Annotated in this window: 21 protein-coding genes and 1 pseudogene; 17 read left to right on the forward strand and 5 right to left on the reverse strand. The window is 57.8% G+C overall.

The genetic code is table 11. From position 1 onward, the window contains the following. Window positions 1–28 precede the first annotated feature (28 nt). Window positions 29–500: pseudogene (locus tag FCN45_RS21895) on the forward strand (LysR family transcriptional regulator). A gap of 30 nt (window positions 501–530) precedes the next feature. Here FCN45_RS21895 and FCN45_RS21900 read toward each other — a convergent pair. Further along, window positions 531–1,211, reverse strand: coding sequence for an SDR family NAD(P)-dependent oxidoreductase (locus FCN45_RS21900; protein WP_137387261.1), 681 nt, complete (start codon window positions 1,209–1,211; stop codon window positions 531–533). A gap of 132 nt (window positions 1,212–1,343) precedes the next feature. Between FCN45_RS21900 and FCN45_RS21905 the strand changes: the two genes are divergently transcribed. Further along, on the forward strand, window positions 1,344–2,279 hold the full coding sequence (locus FCN45_RS21905) for a LysR family transcriptional regulator (RefSeq protein WP_137387262.1): 936 nt from the start codon (window positions 1,344–1,346) through the stop codon (window positions 2,277–2,279). On the opposite strand, the gene FCN45_RS21910 is transcribed toward FCN45_RS21905, so the two are convergent. After that, window positions 2,237–3,271, reverse strand: a complete 1,035-nt coding sequence (locus FCN45_RS21910) for a LacI family DNA-binding transcriptional regulator (RefSeq protein WP_110866755.1) — start codon at window positions 3,269–3,271, stop codon at window positions 2,237–2,239. The two genes, FCN45_RS21905 and FCN45_RS21910, sit on opposite strands and share 43 nt — an antisense overlap. Before the next feature lie 217 nt (window positions 3,272–3,488). Here FCN45_RS21910 and FCN45_RS21915 point away from each other — a divergent pair, with 217 nt between their 5' ends. The 4 genes from FCN45_RS21915 (at window position 3,489) to FCN45_RS21930 (ending at window position 8,753) form a co-directional block, all read left to right on the forward strand. Beyond that, on the forward strand, window positions 3,489–4,517 hold the full coding sequence (locus tag FCN45_RS21915; protein WP_101761718.1) for an ABC transporter substrate-binding protein: 1,029 nt from the start codon (window positions 3,489–3,491) through the stop codon (window positions 4,515–4,517). Window positions 4,518–4,657: 140 nt separating this feature from the next. Beyond that, window positions 4,658–6,880, forward strand: a complete 2,223-nt coding sequence (locus FCN45_RS21920; RefSeq protein ID WP_137387263.1) for an iron ABC transporter permease — start codon at window positions 4,658–4,660, stop codon at window positions 6,878–6,880. After that, entirely contained in the window at window positions 6,877–7,938 is a 1,062-nt protein-coding gene (locus FCN45_RS21925; RefSeq protein ID WP_061719127.1) for an ABC transporter ATP-binding protein, read from the forward strand. Before FCN45_RS21920 ends, FCN45_RS21925 begins: the two co-directional genes overlap by 4 nt. 14 nt (window positions 7,939–7,952) lie before the next feature. After that, window positions 7,953–8,753 (forward strand): inositol monophosphatase family protein, encoded by an 801-nt coding sequence (locus FCN45_RS21930; RefSeq protein WP_101761717.1) that lies wholly within the window; start codon window positions 7,953–7,955, stop codon window positions 8,751–8,753. A gap of 36 nt (window positions 8,754–8,789) precedes the next feature. On the opposite strand, the gene FCN45_RS21935 is transcribed toward FCN45_RS21930, so the two are convergent. Continuing rightward, window positions 8,790–9,428 (reverse strand): LysE family translocator, encoded by a 639-nt coding sequence (locus FCN45_RS21935; RefSeq protein WP_137387264.1) that lies wholly within the window; start codon window positions 9,426–9,428, stop codon window positions 8,790–8,792. Between the two features lie 280 nt (window positions 9,429–9,708). On the opposite strand from FCN45_RS21935, the gene FCN45_RS21940 reads away from it, so the two are divergent. The 7 genes from FCN45_RS21940 (at window position 9,709) to FCN45_RS21970 (ending at window position 16,530) form a co-directional block, all read left to right on the forward strand. Next, window positions 9,709–10,929 (forward strand): lactonase family protein, encoded by a 1,221-nt coding sequence (locus FCN45_RS21940; protein WP_246862571.1) that lies wholly within the window; start codon window positions 9,709–9,711, stop codon window positions 10,927–10,929. 291 nt (window positions 10,930–11,220) lie between these two features. Then, complete coding sequence (locus FCN45_RS21945) at window positions 11,221–12,462, forward strand: ABC transporter substrate-binding protein (RefSeq protein WP_110866760.1); 1,242 nt, start codon at window positions 11,221–11,223, stop codon at window positions 12,460–12,462. An 11-nt stretch (window positions 12,463–12,473) separates the two neighbouring features. Continuing rightward, window positions 12,474–13,343 carry a branched-chain amino acid ABC transporter permease gene (locus FCN45_RS21950; RefSeq protein WP_137387266.1) on the forward strand — a complete coding sequence of 290 codons (870 nt, stop codon included), beginning with the start codon at window positions 12,474–12,476 and terminating at the stop codon, window positions 13,341–13,343. Beyond that, complete coding sequence (locus FCN45_RS21955) at window positions 13,343–14,371, forward strand: branched-chain amino acid ABC transporter permease (protein ID WP_137387267.1); 1,029 nt, start codon at window positions 13,343–13,345, stop codon at window positions 14,369–14,371. The genes FCN45_RS21950 and FCN45_RS21955 overlap by 1 nt, the downstream gene beginning before the upstream one ends. Then, window positions 14,368–15,099, forward strand: coding sequence for an ATP-binding cassette domain-containing protein (locus tag FCN45_RS21960; protein ID WP_137387268.1), 732 nt, complete (start codon window positions 14,368–14,370; stop codon window positions 15,097–15,099). The genes FCN45_RS21955 and FCN45_RS21960 overlap by 4 nt, the downstream gene beginning before the upstream one ends. Beyond that, window positions 15,092–15,796, forward strand: a complete 705-nt coding sequence (locus tag FCN45_RS21965) for an ABC transporter ATP-binding protein (protein WP_137387269.1) — start codon at window positions 15,092–15,094, stop codon at window positions 15,794–15,796. The genes FCN45_RS21960 and FCN45_RS21965 overlap by 8 nt, the downstream gene beginning before the upstream one ends. A 155-nt stretch (window positions 15,797–15,951) precedes the next feature. After that, window positions 15,952–16,530: an ANTAR domain-containing response regulator gene (locus FCN45_RS21970; RefSeq protein ID WP_137387270.1), complete on the forward strand. Its 579-nt coding sequence runs from the start codon at window positions 15,952–15,954 to the stop codon at window positions 16,528–16,530. On the opposite strand, the gene FCN45_RS21975 is transcribed toward FCN45_RS21970, so the two are convergent. Together FCN45_RS21975 and FCN45_RS21980 are read right to left on the reverse strand one after the other, a co-directional pair. After that, window positions 16,519–17,466: a helix-turn-helix domain-containing protein gene (locus FCN45_RS21975; RefSeq protein ID WP_137387271.1), complete on the reverse strand. Its 948-nt coding sequence runs from the start codon at window positions 17,464–17,466 to the stop codon at window positions 16,519–16,521. The genes FCN45_RS21970 and FCN45_RS21975 overlap by 12 nt on opposite strands. Before the next feature lie 118 nt (window positions 17,467–17,584). Continuing rightward, window positions 17,585–18,979 carry an amidase gene (locus FCN45_RS21980; protein ID WP_137387272.1) on the reverse strand — a complete coding sequence of 465 codons (1,395 nt, stop codon included), beginning with the start codon at window positions 18,977–18,979 and terminating at the stop codon, window positions 17,585–17,587. 275 nt (window positions 18,980–19,254) lie between these two features. On the opposite strand from FCN45_RS21980, the gene FCN45_RS21985 reads away from it, so the two are divergent. The 4 genes from FCN45_RS21985 to FCN45_RS22000 all read left to right on the forward strand — a co-directional run bounded on the left by FCN45_RS21985 (window position 19,255) and on the right by FCN45_RS22000 (window position 24,848). Beyond that, window positions 19,255–20,685 (forward strand): hypothetical protein, encoded by a 1,431-nt coding sequence (locus FCN45_RS21985; protein ID WP_137387273.1) that lies wholly within the window; start codon window positions 19,255–19,257, stop codon window positions 20,683–20,685. 387 nt (window positions 20,686–21,072) lie between these two features. Further along, on the forward strand, window positions 21,073–22,278 hold the full coding sequence (locus FCN45_RS21990; RefSeq protein WP_137387274.1) for an SfnB family sulfur acquisition oxidoreductase: 1,206 nt from the start codon (window positions 21,073–21,075) through the stop codon (window positions 22,276–22,278). Window positions 22,279–22,287: 9 nt separating this feature from the next. Beyond that, entirely contained in the window at window positions 22,288–23,490 is a 1,203-nt protein-coding gene (locus tag FCN45_RS21995; RefSeq protein WP_137387275.1) for an SfnB family sulfur acquisition oxidoreductase, read from the forward strand. Then, window positions 23,487–24,848, forward strand: coding sequence for an LLM class flavin-dependent oxidoreductase (locus FCN45_RS22000; protein WP_137387276.1), 1,362 nt, complete (start codon window positions 23,487–23,489; stop codon window positions 24,846–24,848). Before FCN45_RS21995 ends, FCN45_RS22000 begins: the two co-directional genes overlap by 4 nt. Window positions 24,849–24,866 lie beyond the last annotated feature (18 nt).

The following is a 24,866-nucleotide window of genomic DNA, read 5'->3' on the forward strand; positions in this document are numbered from 1 at the left end:
ACGATCATTATTTAAATCGATTAGAATCATGCAAAGCATCAACGAAAATGATTTTTCGCGCATCGACCTGAATTTGCTGGTGGTGTTGCTGGTGATGTACGAGGTGCGCAGTGTCACGCAAGCGGCAAATCGGCTCTATCTCGGACAACCGGCAGTGAGCGCGGCGTTAAAACGGCTGCGCGAGATGTTTGACGATCCGCTATTTGTGCGTGCTGGATCGGCAGCTGCAGCAACAAGGTGTGGCGCGGCGCGTGCGCTATGTGACGCCAAATTTCTCCGCGTTGCCGATGCTGCTTAAGCGTTTGCCGCTGTTCGCTACGGTGCCGCAGGGTTTGGTGCCATCCTGGTGCGATTTGTATGACCTGAGCGCCGCGCCAGTACCGGTCACTATGCCGGATTATGAAGTGTCGCTGCTGTGGCATAACGCGCGCAGCGAAGATGCCGCCAGCCGCTGGCTGCGGGAGAGGCTGCGCGGGCTGATAAAGAGTAAGCCGCTTTGATGAGGTCGCCATAAATGGCGACCTGCACGTTTACCACGGCACCACACGCCCTAAATAATCCAGATAATGAATTCCGCGTCGCCCAGCGTAGCTTTCCATGGTGTTCAGCAAGTTCGGAATGCTCTCTTCAATGGTCAAACGCGCTTCCGGGCCGCCCATATCGGTGCGCACCCAGCCGGGTGCCATCAGCAATAGCGTGCGCTCGCCGCCGCTACGTGCGGCGAAGCTGCGCATAAACATATTCAGCGCCGCTTTGCTGCCGCGATACACCTCGTAATTACCGTTGGTGTTGTTGGTCAAACTGCCCTGGCCAGATGACATCACCGCAATAGTGCCGCTGGGTGTAACGCGATCTTTAAAGGTTTCAATCACCCGCAACGGGCTTAGCGCGTTAGTCACCATCACGCGGGTGAACTCTTCGGTGGAAACATCGGCGATGGTTTCGCGGTCATCATTTTTCACCCCAGCGTTGACGAACAGCATATCGAACTGCCGATCCGCCAGCCGCGTATGCAGCGCCTGGACCTGTTCCGGTTCATTGATATCCATGCTCTCCACCGTCAGCTGTGCGGGGAAGCGATCGGCCAGTTGTTGTAAATTTCCTGTCGAGTTTTCACGTCCGGTGGCGACCACCTGATAACCGCGCTGCAGCATGGTTTCCGCCAGTGCCAAACCCAGGCCACGCGATGCGCCAATCAGCAATATCTTCATGTTGTTCTCCTCGGTGTTTGCGATAAGAAGAGTGTAGCGCCGGGCGAGGGCAGGCGGAACGCGCAGCACTCGCAGTATTAACCTGCACCAAACGCCTTGTCTCAAAGTGCGCAATAGGCGAGGATAAAGCATATGAATGATGCCGATTTGAATCTGTTAATTGCTTTGGATGCGCTGCTGATTGAAGGCAGCGTGATTGGCGCTGCGCGTCGCTTGGGCTTAAGCGAATCGGCGATGAGCCGCACGCTGGGACGCTTACGTGCCACCACCGGCGATGCGCTGTTAGTGCGCGCCGGACGTGACATGGTGCTGACACCTTATGCCGAAGCGATTCGCGAGCGCACGCATCACACGGTGCGCGAGGCGCGTGCGGTGTTAAGCCCGAGGGCGCAGTCGCTTAATCTGCATCAGCTAGATCGCTGTTTCACCCTGCGCACCAATGAAGGATTCGTCGAAGCCTTTGGCAGCGCGCTTATCGCTGCCGTAGCGCAACAAGCGCCGCACGCGTGGCTCAGTTTTGTGCCCAAGCCGGAGAAAAGCGCGCGCGATTTGCGCGAAGGCAACATCGATCTGGAGATTGGCGTCCTGGGCAATATGGGCCCGGAGATTCGCCTGCAGGCGCTGTTCCGCGATCGCTTCGTTGGCGTGGTGCGCGCCGGGCATCCGCTCACGCAGCAGCTGGATATCACCCAGTTCGCCGCTTTTGGTCATATCGTGGCGTCACGGCGCGGTGAGCTTGGCGGGCCGATTCACGATGCGCTGCAGCAGGCAGGATTAACCCGCAAGGTGGCGGCGGTGGTAGCGGCATTCTCCAGCGCGGTGGCGCTGGCGCAGGAATCGGATCTCGTCGCGTTGGTGCCGCGTTCGCTGTTTCTGCATCATCCGTTGATCAAAAACAGCACCCGCTTAGCGATGTTTGAACTGCCGTTCGCCACGCCAGAAATGACAGTGTCACAACTGTGGCATCCGCGACTGGAAAACGACGCGGCGCATCATTGGTTACGCGGCGTGGTAAAAAATGTTTGTCAGCCGCCGCGCACCGAACCACGCCACACCACATCGGCCTGATACAGCAGGCTGTCGTGCTGCTGTTCAACTTGCGGCGTGAAGCCGGTTTCCTCCTGCTCGGTTTGTATCAACCATTTCACCGCGTCCTGCGCGAACTGCTCAACCGGCTGGGAAAACGTGGTGAGATTGTAGGATGACCAGCCGGCCTGCGCGATGTTGTCGTAACCGATCAAACAGAGATCTTCCGGCACGCGAAGCGCAAAGCGGTGGCGCGCTTCATCCATAAAGCCGCAGGCCACCAAATCGGTGACGCAAAACACGCCGTCCGGTCGCTGATGACGCGTTAGCAAGCGGTGCGCAAGAATCTGCCCACTCTCGTAAGAGGTGGTACCAAAACGTTCGATGGTCACGGTTAATCCCGCCCGTTCGGCCGCCAGCACAAAGGTGTCTTCGCGCTTTTTCAGGCTCGGCGTGCCCGCCAGCGAATTGGCAAATGCCAGATGCTGACAACCGGCGCGCTGAAACGCCATTACCGCCGTTTGCGCGGCGCTTTCGGCATCGAGATTGATGCTCAGCGAGCCAGGCAACGCTTCATCGCGGTTGATCAAAATGATGCGCTGGCCGTGCTTGTAACACTGGCGCGTGATGGTGCGATCCGGCATGCCGGAGAGAATGATTGAGGCATCGGCGCGGAAATTAATCGCCTGCTGCAATGCCGCCGAAACGCTGTTATCCGAGCGATCGGTGTTGATCAGCATCGCCACTTTGCCTGCTTCCTGCAAAAACTGCGTCAGCCAGCGCACCAGACTGGCGCGATAGGGCGTGGCGATTTCCGAGACGATCAGGCAGACAATGCTGCTGCGATTGCGCACCAGACCGCGCGCCAGATGATTGACGTGATACCCCAACTCTTCCGCCGCCTTCATCACCCGTTCTCGCGTTGCCGGAGACACGCTGGCGCCCGGCGTAAACGCGCGCGACACCGCTGAGCGCGATACGCCCGCGCGTTCAGCGACATCCTGCGCGCTCACCACCGCTTTCTCATGCTGCATGTTCAACACCTCTTCACAATCTGGCTGCAACTGAGTCTGCCTCAGATTGCAAAGCTGTGCAAACTGCTTAAGATCTCATTTGTTGCATTTTTGTGACATCGCCTAACAATTGCGCAGCATGGTGTTTGACAGGACATTTCTTGTTCATTACTACTTTGCACACACGTGCAAGAAAAGGTGCCAATGAAGCACCAACCCTACAATCCAGGAGAACACTATGCGAGTCACCTCAATGGCCATCGCGCTATCCCTCTGTTGCACTGCCATACCTTTTGCCGCTTCGGCGGCGGGCAATCTGAACATGGTCTGCTCCGCCGATGTGGTGGTGTGCGAGCACATGACCAACATCTTCAGCAAGGCGCATCCGGATATTAAAGTCAGCATGGTGCGCCTCTCGGCGGGCGAAGCTTATGCACGCCTGCGCAGCGAAGCACGCAATCCGCGCACTGATATCTGGTGGGCGGGCACCGGCGATCCGCATATGCAGGCGGCGGAAGAGGGGCTGACGCAGCCGTACAAATCGCCGCTGCTCGATCAGCAGCAGGATTGGGCGCAGAAGCAGGCGGAAAACTCCCATTACCGCACGGTGGGCATTTACGCCGGCGCGCTCGGTTGGGGTTACAACACCAAATTACTGGCGTCGAAAAAGCTGAAAGAGCCGAAATGCTGGGCCGATCTGCTGGACCCAAGCTTCAAAGGAGAAATTCAGATCGCCAACCCGAACTCGTCGGGCACGGCCTACAACACGCTGGCGACGCTGGTGCAGATCATGGGTGAAGATCAGGCCTTTGATTACCTGAAAAAACTCAACGCCAATATTTCGCAGTACACCAAATCCGGCTCGGCGCCGGTGAAATCGGCGGCGCGTGGCGAAACCACCGTTGGCATTGTGTTTATGCATGATGCGGTGGCGATGGAAGTCGACGGATTCCCGATCAAGACCGTCGCGCCCTGTGAAGGCACCGGCTATGAGATTGGCTCAATGTCGATTGTTAAAGGAGCGCGCAATCTCGCGAACGCCAAAGTCTGGTACGACTGGGCGCTAAGCGCCGAAGCGCAATCGCATATGAAAGAGGCCAAATCCTTCCAGCTGCCGTCGAACCGCAACGCGGAGATTTCAGAGTACGCGCCGCGCTTTGAGAACATCAAATTGATCGATTACGACTTCAAGACCTACGGCGATTCGGCCAAACGTAAAGCGTTACTAGGACGTTGGGATAAAGAGATTGGTGCCAGCGCGCAGTAAGAGAATTTGCGCACACCGTAGCGGCGCAATTTATTGCGCGTTGTTCGTCGGTGCATGCGGTTCGAATGTTGAAAAGCAAAAACGCGCGAGAAATCGCGCCGCTACGCATACGTGCACGCAATGACGTTTTGGGGGATTGGATGAATGCAAATAATCGTCGTCTGACAGGCGCGCTGCTCATCGGCGCAGTGGCGTTACTGCTGCTGCCGTGGTTCAGCCTGGAAGCCGGTTTCTTCAGCCGCGGCTGGTTAACCAGCCTGTGGAGCGATAGCGCCAACGCGCCTGCGTTGTGGCAAGTGGGCGAACATCCGTGGCTCATCATCGCCATCGCGCTGTTTGTGCTGTGCGCTGGCTGCGGCCTCCTGCCAGGCGCGGCGCGCAGCCGTTTGCTGCTGCTGTTCAGCGCACTTGGCGTGCTGTTCCTCATCATCGAAGGTCACGCCATTGGCTACAGCGGCTGGAGCTGGATGTGGCTGGAAAACCGCTTCGGCGCGCTCGCATCGGGCCAGCCGGCAATGGGCGCAGGTGCGCTGCTGTTGCTGACCACTTTCCTGCTGCTGTTCTCTTTCGCGCTGGCCGAACGCGGCGTGATGAAAGGCGACGCCTTTGTGGTGGCGTCGCTGGTGCTGCTTACCGCGCTGGTGAGCATCTTTGTGCTCTATCCGGTGCTGAGCATGTTTGTGGTGTCGGTGCAGGACGTAGACGGCAGCTTCAAACCGGATGGCTTGATCAGCAACATTCAGGATCCGTCGATCTGGAGCTTGTCCTGTTTGTCGGGCGGCACCTGCGGCACCGCATGGCGCACGTTGTGGCTGGCGCTGATGACTGCCGCCGGATCAACGCTGCTCGGTTTGGCGTTTGCCTTAGCCGCTACGCGCACGCCGCTGCCGTTTAAGAAAGCGCTGCGCATGCTGACCATTTTGCCGATCATCACGCCGCCATTCGTCATTGGTCTGGCGCTGATCCTGCTGTTTGGTCGCTCCGGCGTAGTGACGGAACATCTGGCGGCGCTGTTTGGCATCGAGCCGGGCCGCTGGCTATATGGCTTAACCGGCATCTGGATTGCGCAGGTGCTGTCGTTTACGCCGATCGCGTTTCTGGTGCTGATTGGCGTGGTGGAAGGTGTTAGTCCGTCGCTGGAAGAGGCATCACAAACGCTGCGTGCCAATCGCTGGCGCACCTTTACGCGCGTCTCGCTGCCGCTGATGGCGCCGGGTTTAGCCAACGCTTTCCTGATTAGCTTTATCGAAAGCATGGCCGATTTCGGTAATCCGATGGTGCTGGGCGGCAGTCACGGCGTGCTCTCCACTGAGATCTTCTTCTCGGTAGTTGGCGCGCAGAACGATCCAAGTCGTGCGGCGGTGCTGGCGATGATTCTGCTGTGCTTCACGCTGACGGCCTTTGTGCTGCAGCGCTGGTGGCTCGGCGGTAAAAACTTCGCCACCGTCACCGGCAAAGGCGACGGCGGCAAACATGTGCAGCTGCCGCGCGTGCTGCGCTTTGGCGTATACGGCATGGTGATTCCGTGGGGCCTGTTCACGCTGGTGATCTACGGCATGATTGTGGTCGGCGGCTTTGTGCAGTCGTGGGGATTGAATGATGCGCTGACCATCGAGCATTACGTGCGTGCCTTCGGCGTCAGCTTCAGCGACGGGCATCTGTTGTGGAGCGGCGTGGCATGGAACTCGTTCTGGACCACGCTGGAGATCGCGCTGATTGCCGCGCCGCTGACGGCGATTGTCGGCCTGCTCACCGCATGGCTAATTGTGCGGCAGAAGTTTGCCGGTCGTCAGACCTTCGAGTTCCTGCTGATGCTGAGCTTCGCCATTCCCGGCACGGTGATCGGCGTGAGTTATGTGATGGCCTATAACCTGCCGCCGCTGGAGATCACCGGTACCGCGATGATCCTGGTAGCCTGCTTTGTGTTCCGCAACATGCCGGTTGGCGTGCGCGGCGGCATCGCGGCGATGAGCCAGCTGGATAAAAGTCTGGATGAAGCGTCATTAACGCTCGGGGCTAACAGCTTCCGCACGCTGCGCAAAGTGGTACTGCCGCTGCTGAAACCCGCCATCAGCGCCGCGCTGGTCTACGCCTTCGTGCGTGCCATTACCTCAATCAGTGCGGTGATCTTCCTCGTGAGCGCGCAATACAACATGGCAACCTCTTACATCGTCGGGCTGGTGGAAAACGGCGAATACGGTGTGGCGATTGCTTACTCAACCGTCTTGATTGTGGTGATGCTGCTGATCATCGGCATATTCCAGTGGCTGGTGGGCGAACGGCGTCTGCGCCGCGTGGCCCGTCCGGTCGATATTGCGGTGCCGCCCGCAACAACCTCATTAACCCAGGAGAGAGCCGTATGACACGCGTAACCGCTGGATCTGTGGTGTTTGAACACGTCTCGAAACGCTTTGCCGGTTTTGATGCTATTCCCGATCTCTCGCTGACGGTGGAGCCCGGCACGCTGGTAACGCTGCTGGGTCCATCCGGCTGCGGCAAAACCACCACGCTGCGCCTGCTGGCCGGGCTCGAGCATCCCAGCGCCGGGCGCATTTTGATTGGCGGCAAAGATGTCACCAACTTGCCCGCCAATGAGCGCGACGTGGCGATGGTGTTTCAGTCTTACGCGCTGTTCCCGCACATGAGCGCGCTCGACAACATCATGTATGGCTTGCAGTCGTCGGGTATGAATAAGCGTGAAGCGCAGGACCGCGCGCGCGAAGGGCTCAAGCTGGTGGGCCTCGAACATCAGGGCCAGCGATTGCCATCTGAGCTCTCCGGCGGGCAGCAGCAGCGCATTGCGGTGGCGCGCGCGCTGGTGCTGGAGCCGCAGGTGCTGCTGCTGGATGAACCGCTCTCGAATCTCGATGAGCGTTTGCGTCGCCGGGTGCGCACCGATATCCGCGATCTGCAACAGCGGCTCGGCTTCACCGCGGTGTACGTCACGCACGATCAGGAAGAGGCGCTGGCGGTCTCCGATAAGATTATTGTCATGAAAGAGGGGGATATTGCCCAGCAGGGCGCGCCGGAAAGTCTCTATCACGCGCCGAACTCGGTGTTTATCGCCGACTTTATGGGCGAAGCTAACATTCTGCCGTGCGAAGTGGAGCAGCTTGATGGCAGCGAGGCGCTGGTGCGACTCGGCAGCCAGCGCTATCGCGTGCGCGGCAACGGCCTGAAAACCGGCGCAGCACAGCTGTCGGTGCGACCGCAATTCATCACCCTGCGCGGAGAAGGCGCAGGTGCACTGCGCGGCGAAGTGACGCACAGCACCTGGCTCGGCGACCATATCGAATATGAAGTCGCCACCGAATTGGGTTCACTGTTTATTGTCGATGCCGAGATGGAGCAGCAGTTGCCGCTGGCCTCGAACGTCGCGATTGATTTTAAACCTCAGGGTTTGGCCCTGATTGCCGGTTAATGTAAGGATGGATGATGAGTGAATTAGACAATGACCCGCTGTTATCGCGCCTGATTCTGGCGGAGAAGGTGGCACGCGCCGGCGGCGCGAAGGCGCTGGAGTATTTCCATCAGCGTGAAACCTTGGTGGTGGAGACCAAATACGATTTGCAGGATGTGGTGTCGCGCGCTGACCGCGAAGTGGAGCAGATGATCGACCAGCAAATTCGCGCGCAGTTTGCCGACGACGGTTTCCTCGGCGAAGAGTACGGATTGCAGGAAGGTTCATCGGGTTATACGTGGGTGGTCGATCCGATCGACGGCACCAGCCCGTTCCTTAACGGCATGCCGAACTGGTGCGTGTCCGTGGCGGTGCTGCATGACGGCGTGCCGGTGATTGGCGTGATTTTCGCGCCCACTTATCAGGAGTGTTACGTGGCGGCGATGGGTCAGGGCGCCACGCTCAACGGCAAGCGCTTGCAGGTGGATGCGTCGCGCACGCTGCAAAATCATGTCACCGGTTTTGGTGCCAACAGCCACGTCAGCCCGGATGAAGTAGGAAAAATCCTCGCATCGCTGCTGGCGGCGGGTGGGAATTTTATCCGCATTGGGTCCGGCGCATTGATGCTGGCGTGGGTCGCGGCTGGGCGCGTGGTCGGTTATTACGAACCCTATATGCATGCGTGGGATTGCCTGGCCGGTTATTGCCTGGTGAAGGAAGCGGGCGGCTGGTATCACCCGTTCAATACCGAAGGTGAACGATTGTTGAAAGGCGCACAGGTATTGGCGGTTGCGCCAGGTGCGGAAGCGGATTTGAAGCGGATTGCCGGATTGTGATGTTGGTTGCGGTCGCCATTAAATGGCGACCTTCTATCAAACCAGAATAAATTCCCGGTAACCCGACCAAATCACATAGATGGCGAAATAAACAAAAATCAACGCCGAAGCAAGATAGGAATACTTTAACAAACGCTGCCCCAGCAGCTTACCGCCCATGCTACCGACCAGGCACAGCACGCAGGTCCACACTACGCCCGCAATAAAGAAGCCGCCAAGAAACGATGAGGTTGCCGCCGCGCTGCCGTGTCCCATGCGGGAAATCAACGCACCGCCGACGCTGGCAAACCACAAAATCGCCGTCGGCGATGACATCGCCAGCATCACGCCACGACTGAACTCGCGCAGCAGCGATCGATAGGGCTGTTGTTCGGTTTCCGGCAGTGCAGCCTGCTTTTGCAACGCCGCATACAGCATTTTCCCGGCAAACCACAGCAGCATCACACCGCCGCCAATCCACAATGCCCAGCGCACGGCGGTGAACTGCAACACCATCGCCATGCCCGCCAGCGCCAGCACCGCATAGATTAAGTCACCAATGCAGGTGCCAATCCCCAACCAAAAACCGTGAAAATAGCCGCGCTGCATCGCCAGCGTGATCATGGCGATATTGGCGAGACCAATATCAAGGCATAACGACAAACTCAACAGAAAACCATTTGAAAACTGCAGCATAGCAACGTCAGCATCCCTGGCATGTTAATAGGGCTGTATTAAAGCATGCAGGAAAACGCAGTAATAATAAGAATTACGCATTTGTGCTATTCCGGCTGCCACGTTTGGAGGTAATCGTGCTCTACCGGCGGATAAATCCCCGATAATGTGAACACGATCACGCCTGTTCGCCGCGAATCAAAGCAATCCCACTATAGTCGTTATGCGGCCTGCAGCATTGGCCGCAATCACAATAAAAAATCCAACTCTGCGAACGATTTTTATAAAGAACATTCCGATTATGGTGGGTACCACAATGAAAAATCACAATAAAACGGTGTCTGGCGGTATGGCGTCACGTCTAAGCGTGGCATTATCGCTAGCTGTTTTCACATTAGCGGGAAGTGCAATGGCAACTGCAGCGGAACATCACAACCAAACGGCTTTAGTGGGCACATGGACCAGCATCCCGGATGCGCCGTTAGTGCAAAATCCAGGTCATCCCAGCGAAGGTTTATACCGTTTGAAGGTCAATAGCGACGGCACGCTGACGCCGCTCGATTTCATCAAAATGAAAAGCCCATCGTGGATTGTGAAATCGCACGATGGACGTTTTGCCTACACCACTAACGAAGAAAACGCCGGTGCCGTCACTGCGCTTGCGATTGATCACGGCGGCAAGGTGCGCGTGATTAACGCGGTAGATAGCCACGGCCAGCAGCCGACGCATGCCACCATTAGCCCGGACGGGAAATTCCTGTTTGTCGCCAACTACTCGGTGGCTAAAGGTGGTGCCAGCGTGGCGGTATTCCCGATTCATCACGACGGTTCGCTCGGCGAGCAGGTACAGAATTTCCCGTTCGCCAGCGGCAGCGGGGCAGTGAAAGATCGTCAGGATAGCGGGCATGCGCACTCCACCACCTTCACTCATGATGGCAAATACCTTTACGCTGCAGATCTCGGCGGCGACAAACTGCACGCTTATGCCTATCACGCGGGCAACGCTCAGCCGCTGCAAGCGGATACTTCACGCGATGTCACCTTCCCGGCCGGTTCTGGCCCGCGCCACATGGTGTTTTCACCGGATGGTAAACACGCCTATGTCATTACCGAAATGGCCGGTGAAGTGGTGGTGTTTGCGGTTAAGGACGATCGTCTGCAGCAGCAATCCAGCATCAAACTGAATACGGAAAACAGCAGCGCCGAGTACCGCAGCGGCGGCGGCATTATCCTCAGCCCGAACGGCAAGTTTGTGATTGCCGCTAATCGCGGATCGGATAACAACTTAGTGGTGTTCCGCATTGAGCAGGATGGTTCACTGGGATCGCCGGTGCGCTATAAAGCGGATGGCATTGAATCGCGCGCTTTCGCCTTTGATGCCAGCGGCAAATACCTTTATGTGGCGAACGTGTTTACCAATAACATCACCCTGTTCCATTTCGATGAACAGAGCGGTGTGCTGAAAGCCGCGGGTGAAGTGGCGAAGATTGCCACGCCGACGGATATTAAGTTTTTTAATTGAGTGTTATTGAGGTCGCCATGAAGGGCGACCTCGCACCTAATTGGTGCCAATTGCCATTTAACAGTGCGCACGTTGTCGTAGCGGCGCAATTTATTGCGCGATGAATCGCGCCGCTATATGAATGTGCAGAGCCTAATTAAATTGGCCCACTTCTTGCTTTATAAAAAATAACGCCCCAACGATGTGGCAACCCTCTTGTCAATACAGACAGCGCCGTCTGTAGATCGCTTTTATTCTCTCCGGCCTCCCGGAAACACTCCTGTTTGATCCTTATCTTTTCAAGAGGTTGCTATGGCTATTAGTCGTCGTTCATTTATCCAGGGTTCAGCCGTTTCGGCATTAGGCTTGGCTGCAGGCGTTGCGCCTCAATTCTCTTTCGCCGCCGACAGCAAAGACGCTATCAAAATCGCCAGTATTCTCGACTTATCCGGTGGGCTCGATATTTACGGTAAGCCGATGTCGAACGCCATTAATCTGGCGGCAGAAGAGATCAACGCGGCGGGTGGTTTATTAGGTCGACCGTTGCAGGTGATTAATTACGATGCGCAATCCAATATGCAGCTTTATGCGCAATATGCGCAGCAGGCGGCGCTGAAAGATAAAGTGGCGGTGGTGCATGGTGGTATTACCTCGGCCTCGCGTGAGGTTATTCGTCCGGTATTGGATCGTTTCCGTTCACTCTATTTTTATCCGGCGCAATATGAAGGCGGCGTGTGTGATCGCAATTACTTCTCATCCGGTTCTACGCCGGCACAAACCGTGGAAAAGCTGGTGCCTTACGCGGTGAAGAAGTGGGGCAAAAAAGTCTACGTGCTGGCGGCGGATTATAACTACGGCCAAATCGTCTCGGCGTGGGTGAAAAAGTCGGTGCACGATAACGGCGGTGAAGTGGTAACGGTTGAATTCTTCCCGCTGGATGTTACCGATTTTGGTGCGGCGATCTCTAAAATCCAGAGCGCCAAACCCGACATGGTGTGGTCAGCGCTGGTCGGTGGCGCGCACATCTCCTTCTATCGCCAGTGGCATGCGGCTGGTATGAGCGGCAAGATCCCGATTGCCTCCACGGTGTTTGGCGGCGGCAACGAACATATCATTCTGTCGCCGGAAGAGAGCAACGGCATTCTGGTTGCCGCCAACTATATGCAGGAAATCCCCTCGCCGGAAAACAAAGCTTTCGTTGAGCGATTTCATGCGCGCTACGGCGCCAATACGCCCTACATCAGCGACCTGGCGATGGGCGCTTATCAGGGCATGTTGATCTGGGCGGAAGGGGTGCGAAAAGCGGGCGATATCGATCGCATGAAGGTGATCGAGGCGCTGGAGTCCGGCGTCACGCTGACCTCGCCGAGCGGCAAGCTGAGCGTCGATCCGGCGACGCATCACTGTTCGCTGGATGTGCATATCGCCGAAGTGGAAAACCATCAGATGAAAATTCTGCAAACCTTCACCGATCAAGCGCCGGTGGATACCGCGATGGTGTGCGATCTGAAGAAAAACCCGCGCGATACCAAACAGTATCAAATTGAGCTGTGACAGGAGCCGCTATGGATCTGTTCATTATCTACGCCATTGAAGTGCTCAATGCCATCGCCGTGCTGGTGATCATGAGCGTCGGGCTGGCGGTGGTGTTCGGCATGATGAAAATCGTCAATATGGCGCACGGCGAATTCATGATGCTGGGCGGCTACAGCGCCATTCTCGCCACCAATCAGTGGGGCGTGCCGATCTGGATCTCGATGCTGGTGATTGCGCCGCTCACTGTGGGGGTGTTTGGCGCGGTAATCGAGCGCGTAATTATCCGTCATCTGTACGGGCGGATGATCGATACCATGCTGGCGACATGGGGGCTGAGTCTGGCGCTGATTGGTGCTGCCACCATGCTGTTCGGCAACACCACGCTGGGCATCAGCTCACCGCTGCCCAGCGTCAGCATCGGCAGCTACAGCACCAGCGGTTATTCGCTGTTCATGATTGTGTTTGCGATCGGCTTGCTCGGCGCGCTGTGGTTGCTGCTGCGCTTCACCACTTTAGGTTTATGCGCGCGCGCCACCATGCAGAATGCGCGCATGGCGGCGGCGCTCGGCAGCAATCCGGGCAAAATCTACAGCCTGACGTTTGGCCTGGGCGCAGCGCTGTCGGGTTTAGGCGGCGCGCTGTTAGCGCCGATTACCGGCGTGATCCCGACCATTGGCGTCAGCTTTATCGCCAAAGCCTTTATCACGGTGATTGGCGGTGGTAGCGCCATCATCGCCGGAACGCTCTCCGCCTCGACGTTATTCGGCACCATTTCGCAGCTGGTGACGTACTACTCCACACCGGTGTTTGGTGCCGTCGCGCTATTGCTGAGCGCCATTGTGCTGCTGCGCTTGCTGCCGCAGGGCATCACCGGACGCTTCTTCAGGAGATCGCTGTAATGAAACTGTTCTCGGAAAAGATCCAGATTATCGTCATCTCACTGGCGATGGTGCTGGTGGCGCTGTGGCTGTCAGGCGCGATTGAGCTCTACACCTTGCTGTCGCTGACGGTGTTTCTGGTGATGGGTTTGTTGTCGCTCAGCCTGGCGTTCATCTGGGGCTACGGCGGCATCCTGTGCTTTGGTCAGGCGGCGTTTTTCGGTTTAGGGGCCTACACCTATGCGATTTGCGCCATTAACTGGGGCGATTCGACCTGGGCGGTGGTGATGGCGGTACTGCTGCCAACGTTGTTCTCGCTGTTGCTCGGCTATGTGATTTTTTATGGCGGCGTCAGCGATGTCTATCTCGGCGCCATCACGCTGGCGGTGAGTCTGGTGCTGTTTAACTGGGTCAACTCCACCTCCGGCAGCGAATACCACATCGGCGAGGCGTTGCTGGGCGGCTTTAACGGCATTCCTTCGGTGCCGACGCTTAACCTGCCGTTCCAGCCGGAGGCGATTTTATCGCCCGAGGCGATCTTTATGGTCACCGCCGGATGTCTGGCGCTGTGCTACGCCTTGCTGAAGTTCGTGCTGCTGAGCCGTTTTGGCAAAACCGTGGTGGCGATTCGTGAGAACGAGCAGCGCGCCGGATTGCTCGGCTACAACGTGCCGGCGCATAAATTGGCAACCTTCGCCATCGGCGCGGCCATTGCCGGACTGGCGGGCTGTTTGTACGTCAACTGGGGCGCCTTTGTTAGTCCCGGCGTGTTTAGCATCAGCCAGTCGGCGCAGATCATCATCTGGGTGATTGTCGGTGGCCGCGGCACGCTGCTGGGTCCGGTGATCAGCTGTGTGCTGTTGCAGTGGATGGTGACGCGGCTGGGCGCGCAGCACACCGTGGATGTCAATTTAGTGCTCGGCGTGATTCTGGCGGTGTTTGTGTTGCTGATTCCGGGCGGCATTCTGCCAACGTTGCAGCGTCTGTGGCGGCGCAAGCGTCCCGCCGCGCCTGCCAGCCGCGCGCAGGTCAGTGAGGTGAAACCATGACGGCCAACGTGTTACTGGAAACCCGCAAAATGGGCGTCAGTTTTGGCGGCGTGCATGCGGTGAAAGAGGTGGATTTCACCCTACGTGAAGGTGAGTTGCGCTGCCTGATCGGCCCCAACGGCGCAGGCAAAAGCACTTTCTTCAAGATGCTGAGCGGCCAGGTCACGCCGACGCGCGGCGAGTGCCGCTATCGCGAACAGGTGATCTCCGGCAAACGGCCATGGGAAATCGCGCGTTTGGGGATTGGCATTAAAACTCAGGTGCCGAGCGTGTTCGAAGGCTTAAGCGTGCGGGAAAACCTGTGGCAGGCGGCGGCGAATAAGCTGGCGAAAGCGGCGCTGCCGGCGGCGATAGAACAGGTGCTGGAGGATATCGGTCTGGTCGATCTGCAACATGCGGTGCTCTCGGAACTGGCGCACGGTCAGCGGCAGTGGGTGGAGCTGGGGATGATCCTGATCTCCAAACCGCAGCTGGTGCTGCTGGATGAACCGGCGGCGGGCATGACGCATCAGGAAGTGCGTAAAACCGCGCAGTTGATCAAGGCGATTAATCAGCAGAGCACGGTGGTGGTGGTGGAACATGATATGGAGTTCATCAGCATGATTGCGCAGCAGGTGACGGTGTTTAACCAGGGCGCGGTGCTGGCGGAAGGCAGCTTCCGCGAGGTGACGCAAAATCCGCGGGTGAAAGAGGCGTATCTCGGCAATCTGGAGATTAAACATGCTTGAAATTAAAGAGATGGTCTCGGGTTACAACAAGATTCCGGTGCTGAACTTATCCGAGCTGTTTGTCGGCGCGAAGTCGTTTACCGGCGTGCTGGGCCGCAACGGCATGGGCAAAACCACGCTGCTGCGCACCATTATGGGGGAACTGCCGGCCTGGCAAGGCCAGATCGCGCTGAACGGCATCGATATTACCCGTTATCAGGCGCACCAGCGGGCGGTGGCGGGCATCGGTTTTGTACCGCAAGGCCGACAGATTTTCCCGCAGCTGACGGTGGAGGAGAATCTGCGCATGGGCTGCGTGAAACATTTTTCCCGCGCCGGAGAGATTATCGAGCAGATGCTGGCGTATTTTCCGCGCCTGAAACGCCTGCTGGCGCAGCCGGGCGGTGCGCTATCGGGCGGCGAGCAGCAGCTATTGGCGTTGGCGCGCTGCCTGTGCGGCCAGCCGCAGCTGGTGCTGCTGGATGAGCCAACGGAAGGGATTCAACCGAATATCTGCGAGGAGATTATCGAGACGTTACGACGGCTGCGGCATGAGATGGATATTTCGATCATTCTGGTGGAGCAGGATATCGAGTTTCTTTACGCGCTCTCAGACCAGATTCATGTGATCGAAAAGGGGCAGATTGTGCAGAAGATCAATCCGAAAACCCAGTCGAGCGCCAGCGTGGCGGAGCAGTTTTTGGGGTTTCATGTTTGAGCATCATTTAAAAGGTGCGCATGAATGCGCACCCTACAAAACCGTTCCTCATCCTTGTCCGCCCTGACACAGCACCCGGCAGCATCAGCAAAGCGTTAACCCATCCGCTCGCTTACTGTGAGCTTTCCTCATTCGGGATGCGCATAGGGTGAAGCATGACTGAACAATCATTACTGGCAACGCTTTCTGGTGTCCGGCTGCATATTTTCCATCCTGATTCACAGAGCGTGCGCGCGTTTTGCGCCTCGCTGACGCAGTTGGGCTGTCACGCGCAGCACAGCTGGCCGCCTGCCGCTTCACTCTCCACGGATACGCAGCTGCTGGTGGTGGCGATCGATATGCATCAGCAGCCACTGTTAACCGCGCTGTTTATCAGTGCGCGCGAAAGGGATATTCCCATCATCGCGCTGGCGGATAGCCACAACGCGCGGTTGTTTCCGCTACTACTGCAACTCCAGCCGAATGCCATCGCTGCGCGTGAACTCAATCCGTTTGCCTTGATTGTGCAAATGATTGGCACGCTAAAAACCGTGCGTCATCAGCAGCGGTTGCGTGCGGTACAGCAGGCGCGTCAAGCGCGTAGTGAGCGACTGGCGCAGGCCAAAAGCGTGCTGATGCAAACCTTCGGGCTGGATGAATCGGGAGCGTATCGCTTGATGCGCAGTGAAGCGATGAACACGCGCAGCAGCATGGAATACACCGCCGAGCGCGTGATCACCACGCTACAAAAGTAGCGGCGCGTCCGGCTGCCGTAACAGGCTGCTGGGCGTATAACCAAAGGTTTTGCGGAACGCCAGGCTGAAGTGCGACATATCGCTGAAGCCGTGATCCAACGCCACCTGGGTGATATTGCGCGCTTTGCCTTCGGCGAGAATGCGATGACACGCCTGCAAACGCTCCTGCCAGAGGAAGTTCATCGGCGTGGTGCCGTGGGCGGCAAACACCCGGCTGATAGTGCGCGGCGAGACATGATGCGCATTGGCGATCTGCGCCACCGACAGCTCTGGCTCCTGCAGGTTGTGACGCAGAAAACTCATTACGCGTGAATAGAGATCCGGCTTCAGCGCCTCTTCGCTGTGCTGCAAATTGACGCTCACCGAAATCATATTCAGCAGCGTGTTAGCAAACTGCTCGGCCAGAAACGGGTTCTCGCGGTCGGGATTAAACACAAACGCTTCCTGCAGTAGCAGTTTGAGCGATGCCATGCCGGGGCGCGTGAGATCCAGCGTTTTGCCCGCCAGTTTGGCGGTGGCAGGCGCTTCCTTCTCCATGATGTGACGTGGCAGATGCACGATATTGATCGCCACCTTCTCCATCGTAAAATCAAACGGCGTGGCAGCATCGTAAATCACCACATCGCCGGCGCTGACGCGTGATTGATGGCCATTCTGCCGCAGCGTGCCGCTGCCGGCGCAGACATAGCCCAGATAGAAATCGTGATTAGGATGGCGGCGGATGCATTCTGCTGTGCGTTGCCACATCAGCGCGGTATGCGATACGTGATTGGCAATATCCATGTGACCGAGCATCGAATAGGCAAAGCTGCCGGAAAAAGTGCCTGAATGCATCTGTCGCGCTTGGGCGTTGATCAGCCGCGAGCACACCGCATCACGCCAGGCATCGAAGCGATGACGGTTATCGAGATCGTCGGTGGTGAAAAGCTCTTTCATATCAGCATCCCCTAAACATGGCGAAAAAGGGCGGAAGTAAGGAAGTTGAAGCAAGTTTCAGGCCATGAGCGGGTGAAATGACCGCCCCAAAGCTATCGGGGCGGCAAACGACGCAGATTTACAACGCAGGATGCTGATTATGCCAGTCGGTGACCTGCTGGAAGGCCCACGCGCCCTGAATCATGGTGGTTTCGGCGAAATGTGCTGCCACCAGTTGGAAGCCAATCGGCGCGCCGCCTGCGGTTTTGCCGCACGGCAGGGTGATGGTGGGATGACCGCTGGCATCGAATGCACTGGTATAGCGCAGCACGCCGTTAAACAGTGCCTGATCGGTACCAAAACGGGTCATGGTGTCCCAGGTCAATCCGGCATACGCGGTAGCGGGTGCCAGAATCAGATCAACCTGAGTAAAGAGCGCGGAGATATCGCCGCGCAGCGCCGCACGGCTGAGCAGCAAACGTTGATACTCCAGCGCGGTAACGCTGTGACCGAGATCCAGTAGACCAGCGAGGCCCGGACCGTAGTGATCTTTCTGCGCCGGATAGGTCTCTTCATGCGCCAGCGCGGTTTCCACGGCGCAGAGTGCGCTCCACTCGGCGGCGGCTTTTTCGGTATCGGGCAAGGTGATATCTACCAGCGTCGCGCCGAGCGAACTCAAGGTGGCGATCGCCGATTGCAGCGCAGCGCGCGTCTCCTCGTCGACTTTCTCAAGCGCCCAGCTTTTATCAACGCCGATACGCATCTTGCTGATGCCGCGCGTCATCAGCGCCAGATAATCGGGCACCGGCTCGCTGCTGGAGGTGGAATCTTTATCATCGCGACCGGCAATCGCCTGCAACATGGCGGCGGCATCGGCGGCGTTACGTGCCATCGGGCCGATATGATCCAGTGATGCCGCCAGTTCACAGGCACCGTGACGCGTGACGCGGCCCCACGTCGGTTTAATGCCGGTCAGGCCGTTGGCGTTGGAGGGAAAACGAATCGATCCGCCGGTATCGGTGCCAATTGAGCCGAAGCATAACCCTGCGGCGGTGGCGACGCCGGATCCGCTGGAGGAGACGCCGGTCCACAGCGCGCTGCCCCACGGATTATTGGGCCGGGTGATATCAGGATGATGATCGGCGAAGGCGCTTTCGGTTTGCGTCAGCTTGCCGAGAATCACCGCACCCGCCGCGCGGAAGCGCTCCACCACGGTGGAGTCTTCTGAAGGGTAACGATCTTTGTGGATGATCATGCCGTGGCTGGTGGGCGCGTCTTTGGTCCAGATCAGATCTTTCAGCGCGATCGGCACGCCGTGCAGCGGACCGCGCATTTTGCCCTGGGCTATTTCGGCATCGGCTTCGGCCGCCTGTTGCAGCGCACTGTCGCGCATCACGTAGAAGTAGCTGTGTAAGTCGCGATCGAGCGTATTAATGCGCGTCAGCAGGGTTTGCGTGACGTCTACCGAAGAGATTTCGCCCGACTGAATCAAGCGGCCAATTTCCAGCAAGCTTTTGTAATGCAGGTTATTCATCGTGACCTTACCTCGTGAGTGAGAGATGTGTTGATGAATAACCTAAGTCACTGCGTGAAGTACGGCTGTGTTTAGGCGGACAGATGTTATGTCAGAACTGCCAATGCATTTCCCTCACCCCAGCCCTCTTCTGCAGGCGGGAGAGAGAGCAGACGGTGCATAATCGGTTCCCTCACCCGTTCATGGGAGAGGGTTAGGTGAGGGCAAAAACCATTAAAGCCGCTGAACATTTCGCCGATAACTCTCAGCAATAGTACACAACGAGGATTATTTTCATGCTAAATGGGATTGGCAGCAGCGTACTGAGAAATTTAATCGCATCGAATGCGGTGGTGACGCCGGCGGTGAACAACAAATCCGCGCAAAACGCTCTGACGGCGGAAGCGTCGACCAAAGTCACCTTCAGCGAGGCGAGTGATGCCATCGCCGCGATCTACAAAATCGAGCCCGCGCAGGTCAAGAGTTCCGTCGATGTCACTAGCAGCTTGCAGGCGCAGCTCAACGGTGCCGCGCACGCCAGCGGCGTCGGTATGAACGGTCTCGGCAGCACCTTATTGAGTAATCTGGCCAGCCATCGCGGCGACGTAACCTTAAGCGTGCCAGCGACGGAAGCGGTAGATGGTGCGCGGAGCAGCAGCCAAAGTGCGCTGGCGCTGACCATTACTACCCAATCTGGCGTGCAGGTGAGTTTGCAGATGACGCGTCAACATGTCGGCATGGTGGTGGAGCTGAAAACCAGCGGCGGCCAGCTCAGCAACGTTGAAGCGGCGGCGATGGGTCAGCTATCCGCCGGTTTGCAGAAGGCGCTGGATGGCCTGGATGGCAGCACCACCAAACTCGATATCAGCGATCTGATGAAGTTCGACACTTCAGTGTTGAAAAGCGTCGATTTGAAGACCGATCTGCGTAATGGCAATAACGTCACGCAGTCGCTGAACTTGCATGCCGACGATCAGGCACGCTGGCTCGGCTTCCACAACGGAGATGTCAGCATCAAACTCGATACCGATGTTTCGAAACTGACGCAGGCGGGCAGCGCGGCACAGCAGGCAGCGGCGCTGGATCGGTGGAGCAGCAAATTTGATCAGGCCGCCTCGCGCGGTCACGGCGATAGCGACATGTTGACGCTGTTTAAAGCCAGCTTCCGCGCGCTCAATACCACCGAAGGCAAAGCGGCTGAAAGCATCAACACGCAGCGTGTGAAGTCGATTGATGCCAATGCGGCGAAGAACGGCGCAATCAGCGGACTGGCGGACTTCTCGGCGAGCTATCAGCAGACGCCGGTTTCCGGTAATCCGTATAAGCCGGAAGAGCAAGACACCTTCTCCCTGAACGTGGCGCAAAAAACCGCTACGCAAACGCATGGTAATACCCAGGATTTGACCCAGCAAACGCTGTTTAAACTCAAGGCCAGCTTCCACACCGCGCTGGATTCTGTCTCAGCGGCGAAGTTGACCGAACAGAAGTCGTCGCAAAACTATAAGTATCATTTGATCGATGATGAAGAGCGCAGCCAGACCTCGGTGACGCAGAATAAGAAAGGGGATTTGACCGCGAATTATGCGCAGCAGCTAACGCAAAATGAGACGGTGAAAACCTATCAGCTGGCGAAGTTGATCGATAGCGTGCAGATTCCGCATAGTGTGAAAAGCGAATCCACCCGCAGTTTAGCTGCCGCGCAGTTTGATGCGCAATTAAATAATTAATATTTCGCGCCGCTTTTAAATTCCGCACCATCCGTAGCGGCGCGATTTATCGCGCGTTTTTGAAAGTTAAACATCAACGCGCGATAAATCGCGCCGCTACATTATTTGCGGAATTAAACTTTTCTTAGCGTTATTTGATCTTAAGAATTACTCGCCGCTTTTTTATACTTGCTAATTGCCCGCAGCGCCGCCGCTAGCCTGTTGTTGTGCTTCAATAAATCCATAGCTTAATAATGGCAACGCATTGCCGGATATAGCATAACCGCGCTATTTACTTGCTTTAACCCCGCTGATTATCATCGCTTTCAATCCATTATTCATTCCACGGCCTGCTGATTTTTTCAGTGCAGGCTTACACTTCGCTGTGCAGTAAAAGTGAAATCAGCTATGACGCAAAACAGTGACGAGATTATTAACCGCGCAGCGGTATTAAACAGCGATGAAGAAGCCATCGCCGCCGCACGCCATCTGGCCGGGCAGGCGAAAAGTGGCGCAGTCGAGCGCGACCAGCAGCGCATTTACCCCATCGCGCTGCTCAACCAGTTCACCGCGTTGGGACTTGGCAGCATCAGCGTGCCGCGCGAATTGGGTGGTGCGGGTTTGTCGTACCAGACCATGGCCGAAGTGTTTCGTCTGATCTCCGCCAGCGATCCCTCGCTGGGGCAAATCCCGCAAAACCACTTTGGTCTGATCCAGTTCATCCTTGGCGAAGGTTCTGCCGCGCAACAGCAGCGGCTGCTGAGCGCGGTAGTGCAGGGCAAACGTCTGGGTAACGGCGGACCGGAGAAAAACACCAAACATACGCGAGACGTACAGGCGCAGCTAGTGACAACGTCACACGGCGTGCAACTCACCGGAGAGAAGTTCTACTCTACCGGCGCGCTGTTCGCCGACATTCTGGTCACCACGGCGATGCACGATCAGCAGCCGAAAATGGCCTTTATTCCGCTGCCGACGCCGGGCGTGGAAATTGTGGATGACTGGTCCGGTATTGGCCAGCGCACTACCGCCAGCGGTACGGTGAAGTTGCATCAGGTTGTGGTTGATCCGGCGTTATTGATGTCGTTGCCTCCCGCTGAAAAACCGACGCTGCGCGGCGCAGTTTCTCAGCTGATTCAGGCGGCGATTGATGCGGGCATTGCGCAAGGTGCGCTGGATGAGGCGCTGGAGTTTGTGCGCAGCAGCTCGCGACCTTGGGTGGATGCCAATGTCAGCCGCAATGCCGACGATCCGTACATCCTCGCCGACGTGGGCCGCATCAGCACCGAACTGAGCGCCGCCAACGCGCTGCTGGCTCGTGCTGCCCGGGTACTCGATAGCATCGATCAACAGGCGCTGACCGCCGAAAACTGCGCACGCGCATCGATTGCGGTAGCGGAAGCCAAAGTGCTGACCACCGAAGTGGCGCTGCGTGCCAGTGAGAAGCTGCTGGAATGGGGCGGCAGTCGCGGCACCTTGCTGCGCCACGGTCTCGATCGTCACTGGCGCAATGCGCGCACCCACACGTTGCACGATCCGGTGCGCTGGAAAACTCATGCCATCGGCAACTATTACCTCAATGATGCGCTGCCTGCGCGTCATGCGTGGATTTAAGGAGCAACCATGACGCAGGTATTGCCTAAACAGCGCGCGACGCGCATTGAGAATGCCCAGCAGGCGTTGCAGGTCGCGCAGGAGCTGGCGGAGCGTTTTCGTGCCGGTTCTGCCCAGCGCGACCGCGAACGTGAACTGCCGCACACCGAGTTGCAGCAGCTTTTTCAATCCGGACTCGGCGCCATCACCGTGCCGCGTGACTTTGGCGGCATTGAGATTTCTACCGCCGAACTGGCAGAGATTTTCGTGCTTTTGAGCGCCGCCGACGGTTCGATTGGTCAGGTGCCGCAGAACCATTTTTACGCGCTGGAAGTGTTGCGCATCAACGGCAGCGAGGCGCAGAAACAGCGGCTCTACGCCGAAGTGCTGGCAGGCGTGCATCACGGCAACGCGCTGGCGGAATTCAGTTCGCCCGCCGCGCATCAGCGTTCTACGGCGGTTTCGCAGCAGGCGGAAGGATTGCGCCTCAACGGCAACAAGTTTTACTGCACCGGCGCGCTGTATGCCGACCGTATTCCGACGCTGGCGATTGCTGATGATGGCAAAGAGCAGCTGGTGTTTGTGCCGCGTCATCAGCACGGCGTCAACGTGATTGATGACTGGAGCGGCTTCGGTCAGCGCACCACCGGCAGCGGCAGCGTGCAGTTCCGCGACGTAGCGATTGCGCCGGAAGATGTGGTGCCGTTCCAGACGGCGTTTGAGCGTCCGAGCACCGTTGGGCCCTTTGCGCAGATTATGCATGCGGCTATCGATCAGGGCATCGCGCGGGCGGCGTTTGACGACATGCTCGATTTCCTGCGTCAACGCGCGCGGCCGTGGCCGGACAGCGGCGTCGATCGTGCGAGCGACGATCCGCTGACGCTTGATCGCACCGGTCGTCTGGCCGCACGTTTGAGCGCCGGCGATGCGCTGCTGGCGATTGCGGGTGATGCGGTTGACGTGGCGCAGCGCGATCCCAGCGCTGAAAACGTGGCGCTGGCGTCGGTGGAAGTTGCCAAAGCGCGCGCCTGGACCACGGACGTGTCGCTAGAGGCCAGCAATCTGCTGTTTGAACTTGGCGGATCGCGATCCAGCCTGCGTGAGCACAACTTTGACCGCCACTGGCGCAATGCGCGTACCCACACCTTGCACGATCCGGTGCGCTGGAAATATCCGGCCATCGGCAACTACCTGCTGAATGGCGTGTTGCCGCCGCGTCGGGGGACGATATGAGCCACAAACAGATTCTGCTCAACGCCTTCAATATGAACTGCGTTGGGCACATTCATCACGGTATGTGGACCCATCCACAGGATCGTTCAGTGGATTTCAACTCGCTGGATTACTGGCTGGATCTGGCGCGTTTGCTGGAGCGCGGGCTGTTTGATGGGCTGTTTATCGCCGATATTCTCGGCGTGTATGACGTCTATCAGCAAGGCATTGGTCTGACCGCCAAAGAGTCAATTCAGCTGCCGGTGAACGATCCGCTGATGCTGATTTCCGGCATGGCCAGCGTTACGCAGCATCTGGGTTTTGGCGTCACCGCCAACCTGAGTTATGAAGCGCCGTATCCGTTCGCGCGCCGCCTTTCCACGCTCGATCACCTGACCAAAGGGCGCATCGGCTGGAACATCGTCACCGGTTATCTCGATAGCGCCGCGCGTGCCATGGGCCAGCAACAGCTGCTGGCGCACGATCGCCGCTACGATCAGGCCGATGAGTTTCTCGATGTCACCTACAAGCTGTGGGAAGGCAGCTGGCAGGATGATGCGCTGGTGCAGGATAAAGCCAATCGTCGCTACGCCGATGCCAATAAAATCCGCCAAATCAATCATCAGGGCGAGTTCTATCAGGTGCAGGGTTATCACCTGAGCAGCCCGTCGCCGCAGCGCACGCCGCTGCTGTTTCAGGCCGGTTCCTCGGCGCGCGGCGTGCAGTTCGCCGGACGTCACGCCGAGTGCAGCTTTGTGAATGCCGCGTCACCGGCAGCGATGCGCGAGCAATCGGCGCGCTTGCGCCAGGCGGCGGTGGACGCCGGACGCCATCCTGACGATCTGCGCATCTTTATGGGCGTTAGCGTGATTGTCGCGCCTACCGAACGTGAAGCGCAGGAGAAGCATCAAAGCTACCTCGCCTACGCCAGCCCGGAAGCCGGCATCGCGCACTTCTCCAGTTCGATTGGCCTCGATCTGGCGGCATTCGAACTCGATGAGCCGATTCAGACCGGCGACACGCGCGCCATAGAATCGGTGAGCAAAGCCTTTAGCGGCTGGACGCGGCGTCGTTTGCTGGAGCAGCACGCGATGGGCAGCCGCTATCCGCTGATCGTTGGCAATCCGAGCCAGGTCGCGGATGCGCTGATTAAGTGGATCGACGAAGGCGATATCGACGGCTTTAACCTGACGCGCATCCTTAATCCGCAGAGCTACCGCGATTTTATCGATCTGGTGGTGCCGGAATTACAGCAGCGCGGCCGCTTCAAGACCGCGTATCAGCCCGGTTCATTGCGGCAGAAAATTTTTCAACAGCAGGACCGCTTGCCCGATCGCCATCCGGCGGCGCGCTGGCGCGACGGCGTTAACCTTCGTTAATTTAACCTCAGGGATCTG

It is taken from the genome of Pantoea sp. SO10 (assembly GCF_005281435.1).
Taxonomy (GTDB): domain Bacteria; phylum Pseudomonadota; class Gammaproteobacteria; order Enterobacterales; family Enterobacteriaceae; genus Pantoea; species Pantoea leporis.

Excerpts from the sequence above, each read along its gene's own strand:
- FCN45_RS21900 (WP_137387261.1), bottom strand. The coding sequence starts at position 1,211 with ATGAAGATATTGCTGATTGGCGCATCGCGTGGCCTGGGTTTGGCACTG.
- FCN45_RS21905 (WP_137387262.1), top strand. The coding sequence starts at position 1,344 with ATGAATGATGCCGATTTGAATCTGTTAATTGCTTTGGATGCGCTGCTG.
- FCN45_RS21910 (WP_110866755.1), bottom strand. The coding sequence starts at position 3,271 with ATGCAGCATGAGAAAGCGGTGGTGAGCGCGCAGGATGTCGCTGAACGC.
- FCN45_RS21915 (WP_101761718.1), top strand. The coding sequence starts at position 3,489 with ATGCGAGTCACCTCAATGGCCATCGCGCTATCCCTCTGTTGCACTGCC.
- FCN45_RS21920 (WP_137387263.1), top strand. The coding sequence starts at position 4,658 with ATGAATGCAAATAATCGTCGTCTGACAGGCGCGCTGCTCATCGGCGCA.
- FCN45_RS21925 (WP_061719127.1), top strand. The coding sequence starts at position 6,877 with ATGACACGCGTAACCGCTGGATCTGTGGTGTTTGAACACGTCTCGAAA.
- FCN45_RS21930 (WP_101761717.1), top strand. The coding sequence starts at position 7,953 with ATGAGTGAATTAGACAATGACCCGCTGTTATCGCGCCTGATTCTGGCG.
- FCN45_RS21935 (WP_137387264.1), bottom strand. The coding sequence starts at position 9,428 with ATGCTGCAGTTTTCAAATGGTTTTCTGTTGAGTTTGTCGTTATGCCTT.
- FCN45_RS21940 (WP_246862571.1), top strand. The coding sequence starts at position 9,709 with ATGGTGGGTACCACAATGAAAAATCACAATAAAACGGTGTCTGGCGGT.
- FCN45_RS21945 (WP_110866760.1), top strand. The coding sequence starts at position 11,221 with ATGGCTATTAGTCGTCGTTCATTTATCCAGGGTTCAGCCGTTTCGGCA.
- FCN45_RS21950 (WP_137387266.1), top strand. The coding sequence starts at position 12,474 with ATGGATCTGTTCATTATCTACGCCATTGAAGTGCTCAATGCCATCGCC.
- FCN45_RS21955 (WP_137387267.1), top strand. The coding sequence starts at position 13,343 with ATGAAACTGTTCTCGGAAAAGATCCAGATTATCGTCATCTCACTGGCG.
- FCN45_RS21960 (WP_137387268.1), top strand. The coding sequence starts at position 14,368 with ATGACGGCCAACGTGTTACTGGAAACCCGCAAAATGGGCGTCAGTTTT.
- FCN45_RS21965 (WP_137387269.1), top strand. The coding sequence starts at position 15,092 with ATGCTTGAAATTAAAGAGATGGTCTCGGGTTACAACAAGATTCCGGTG.
- FCN45_RS21970 (WP_137387270.1), top strand. The coding sequence starts at position 15,952 with ATGACTGAACAATCATTACTGGCAACGCTTTCTGGTGTCCGGCTGCAT.
- FCN45_RS21975 (WP_137387271.1), bottom strand. The coding sequence starts at position 17,466 with ATGAAAGAGCTTTTCACCACCGACGATCTCGATAACCGTCATCGCTTC.
- FCN45_RS21980 (WP_137387272.1), bottom strand. The coding sequence starts at position 18,979 with ATGAATAACCTGCATTACAAAAGCTTGCTGGAAATTGGCCGCTTGATT.
- FCN45_RS21985 (WP_137387273.1), top strand. The coding sequence starts at position 19,255 with ATGCTAAATGGGATTGGCAGCAGCGTACTGAGAAATTTAATCGCATCG.
- FCN45_RS21990 (WP_137387274.1), top strand. The coding sequence starts at position 21,073 with ATGACGCAAAACAGTGACGAGATTATTAACCGCGCAGCGGTATTAAAC.
- FCN45_RS21995 (WP_137387275.1), top strand. The coding sequence starts at position 22,288 with ATGACGCAGGTATTGCCTAAACAGCGCGCGACGCGCATTGAGAATGCC.
- FCN45_RS22000 (WP_137387276.1), top strand. The coding sequence starts at position 23,487 with ATGAGCCACAAACAGATTCTGCTCAACGCCTTCAATATGAACTGCGTT.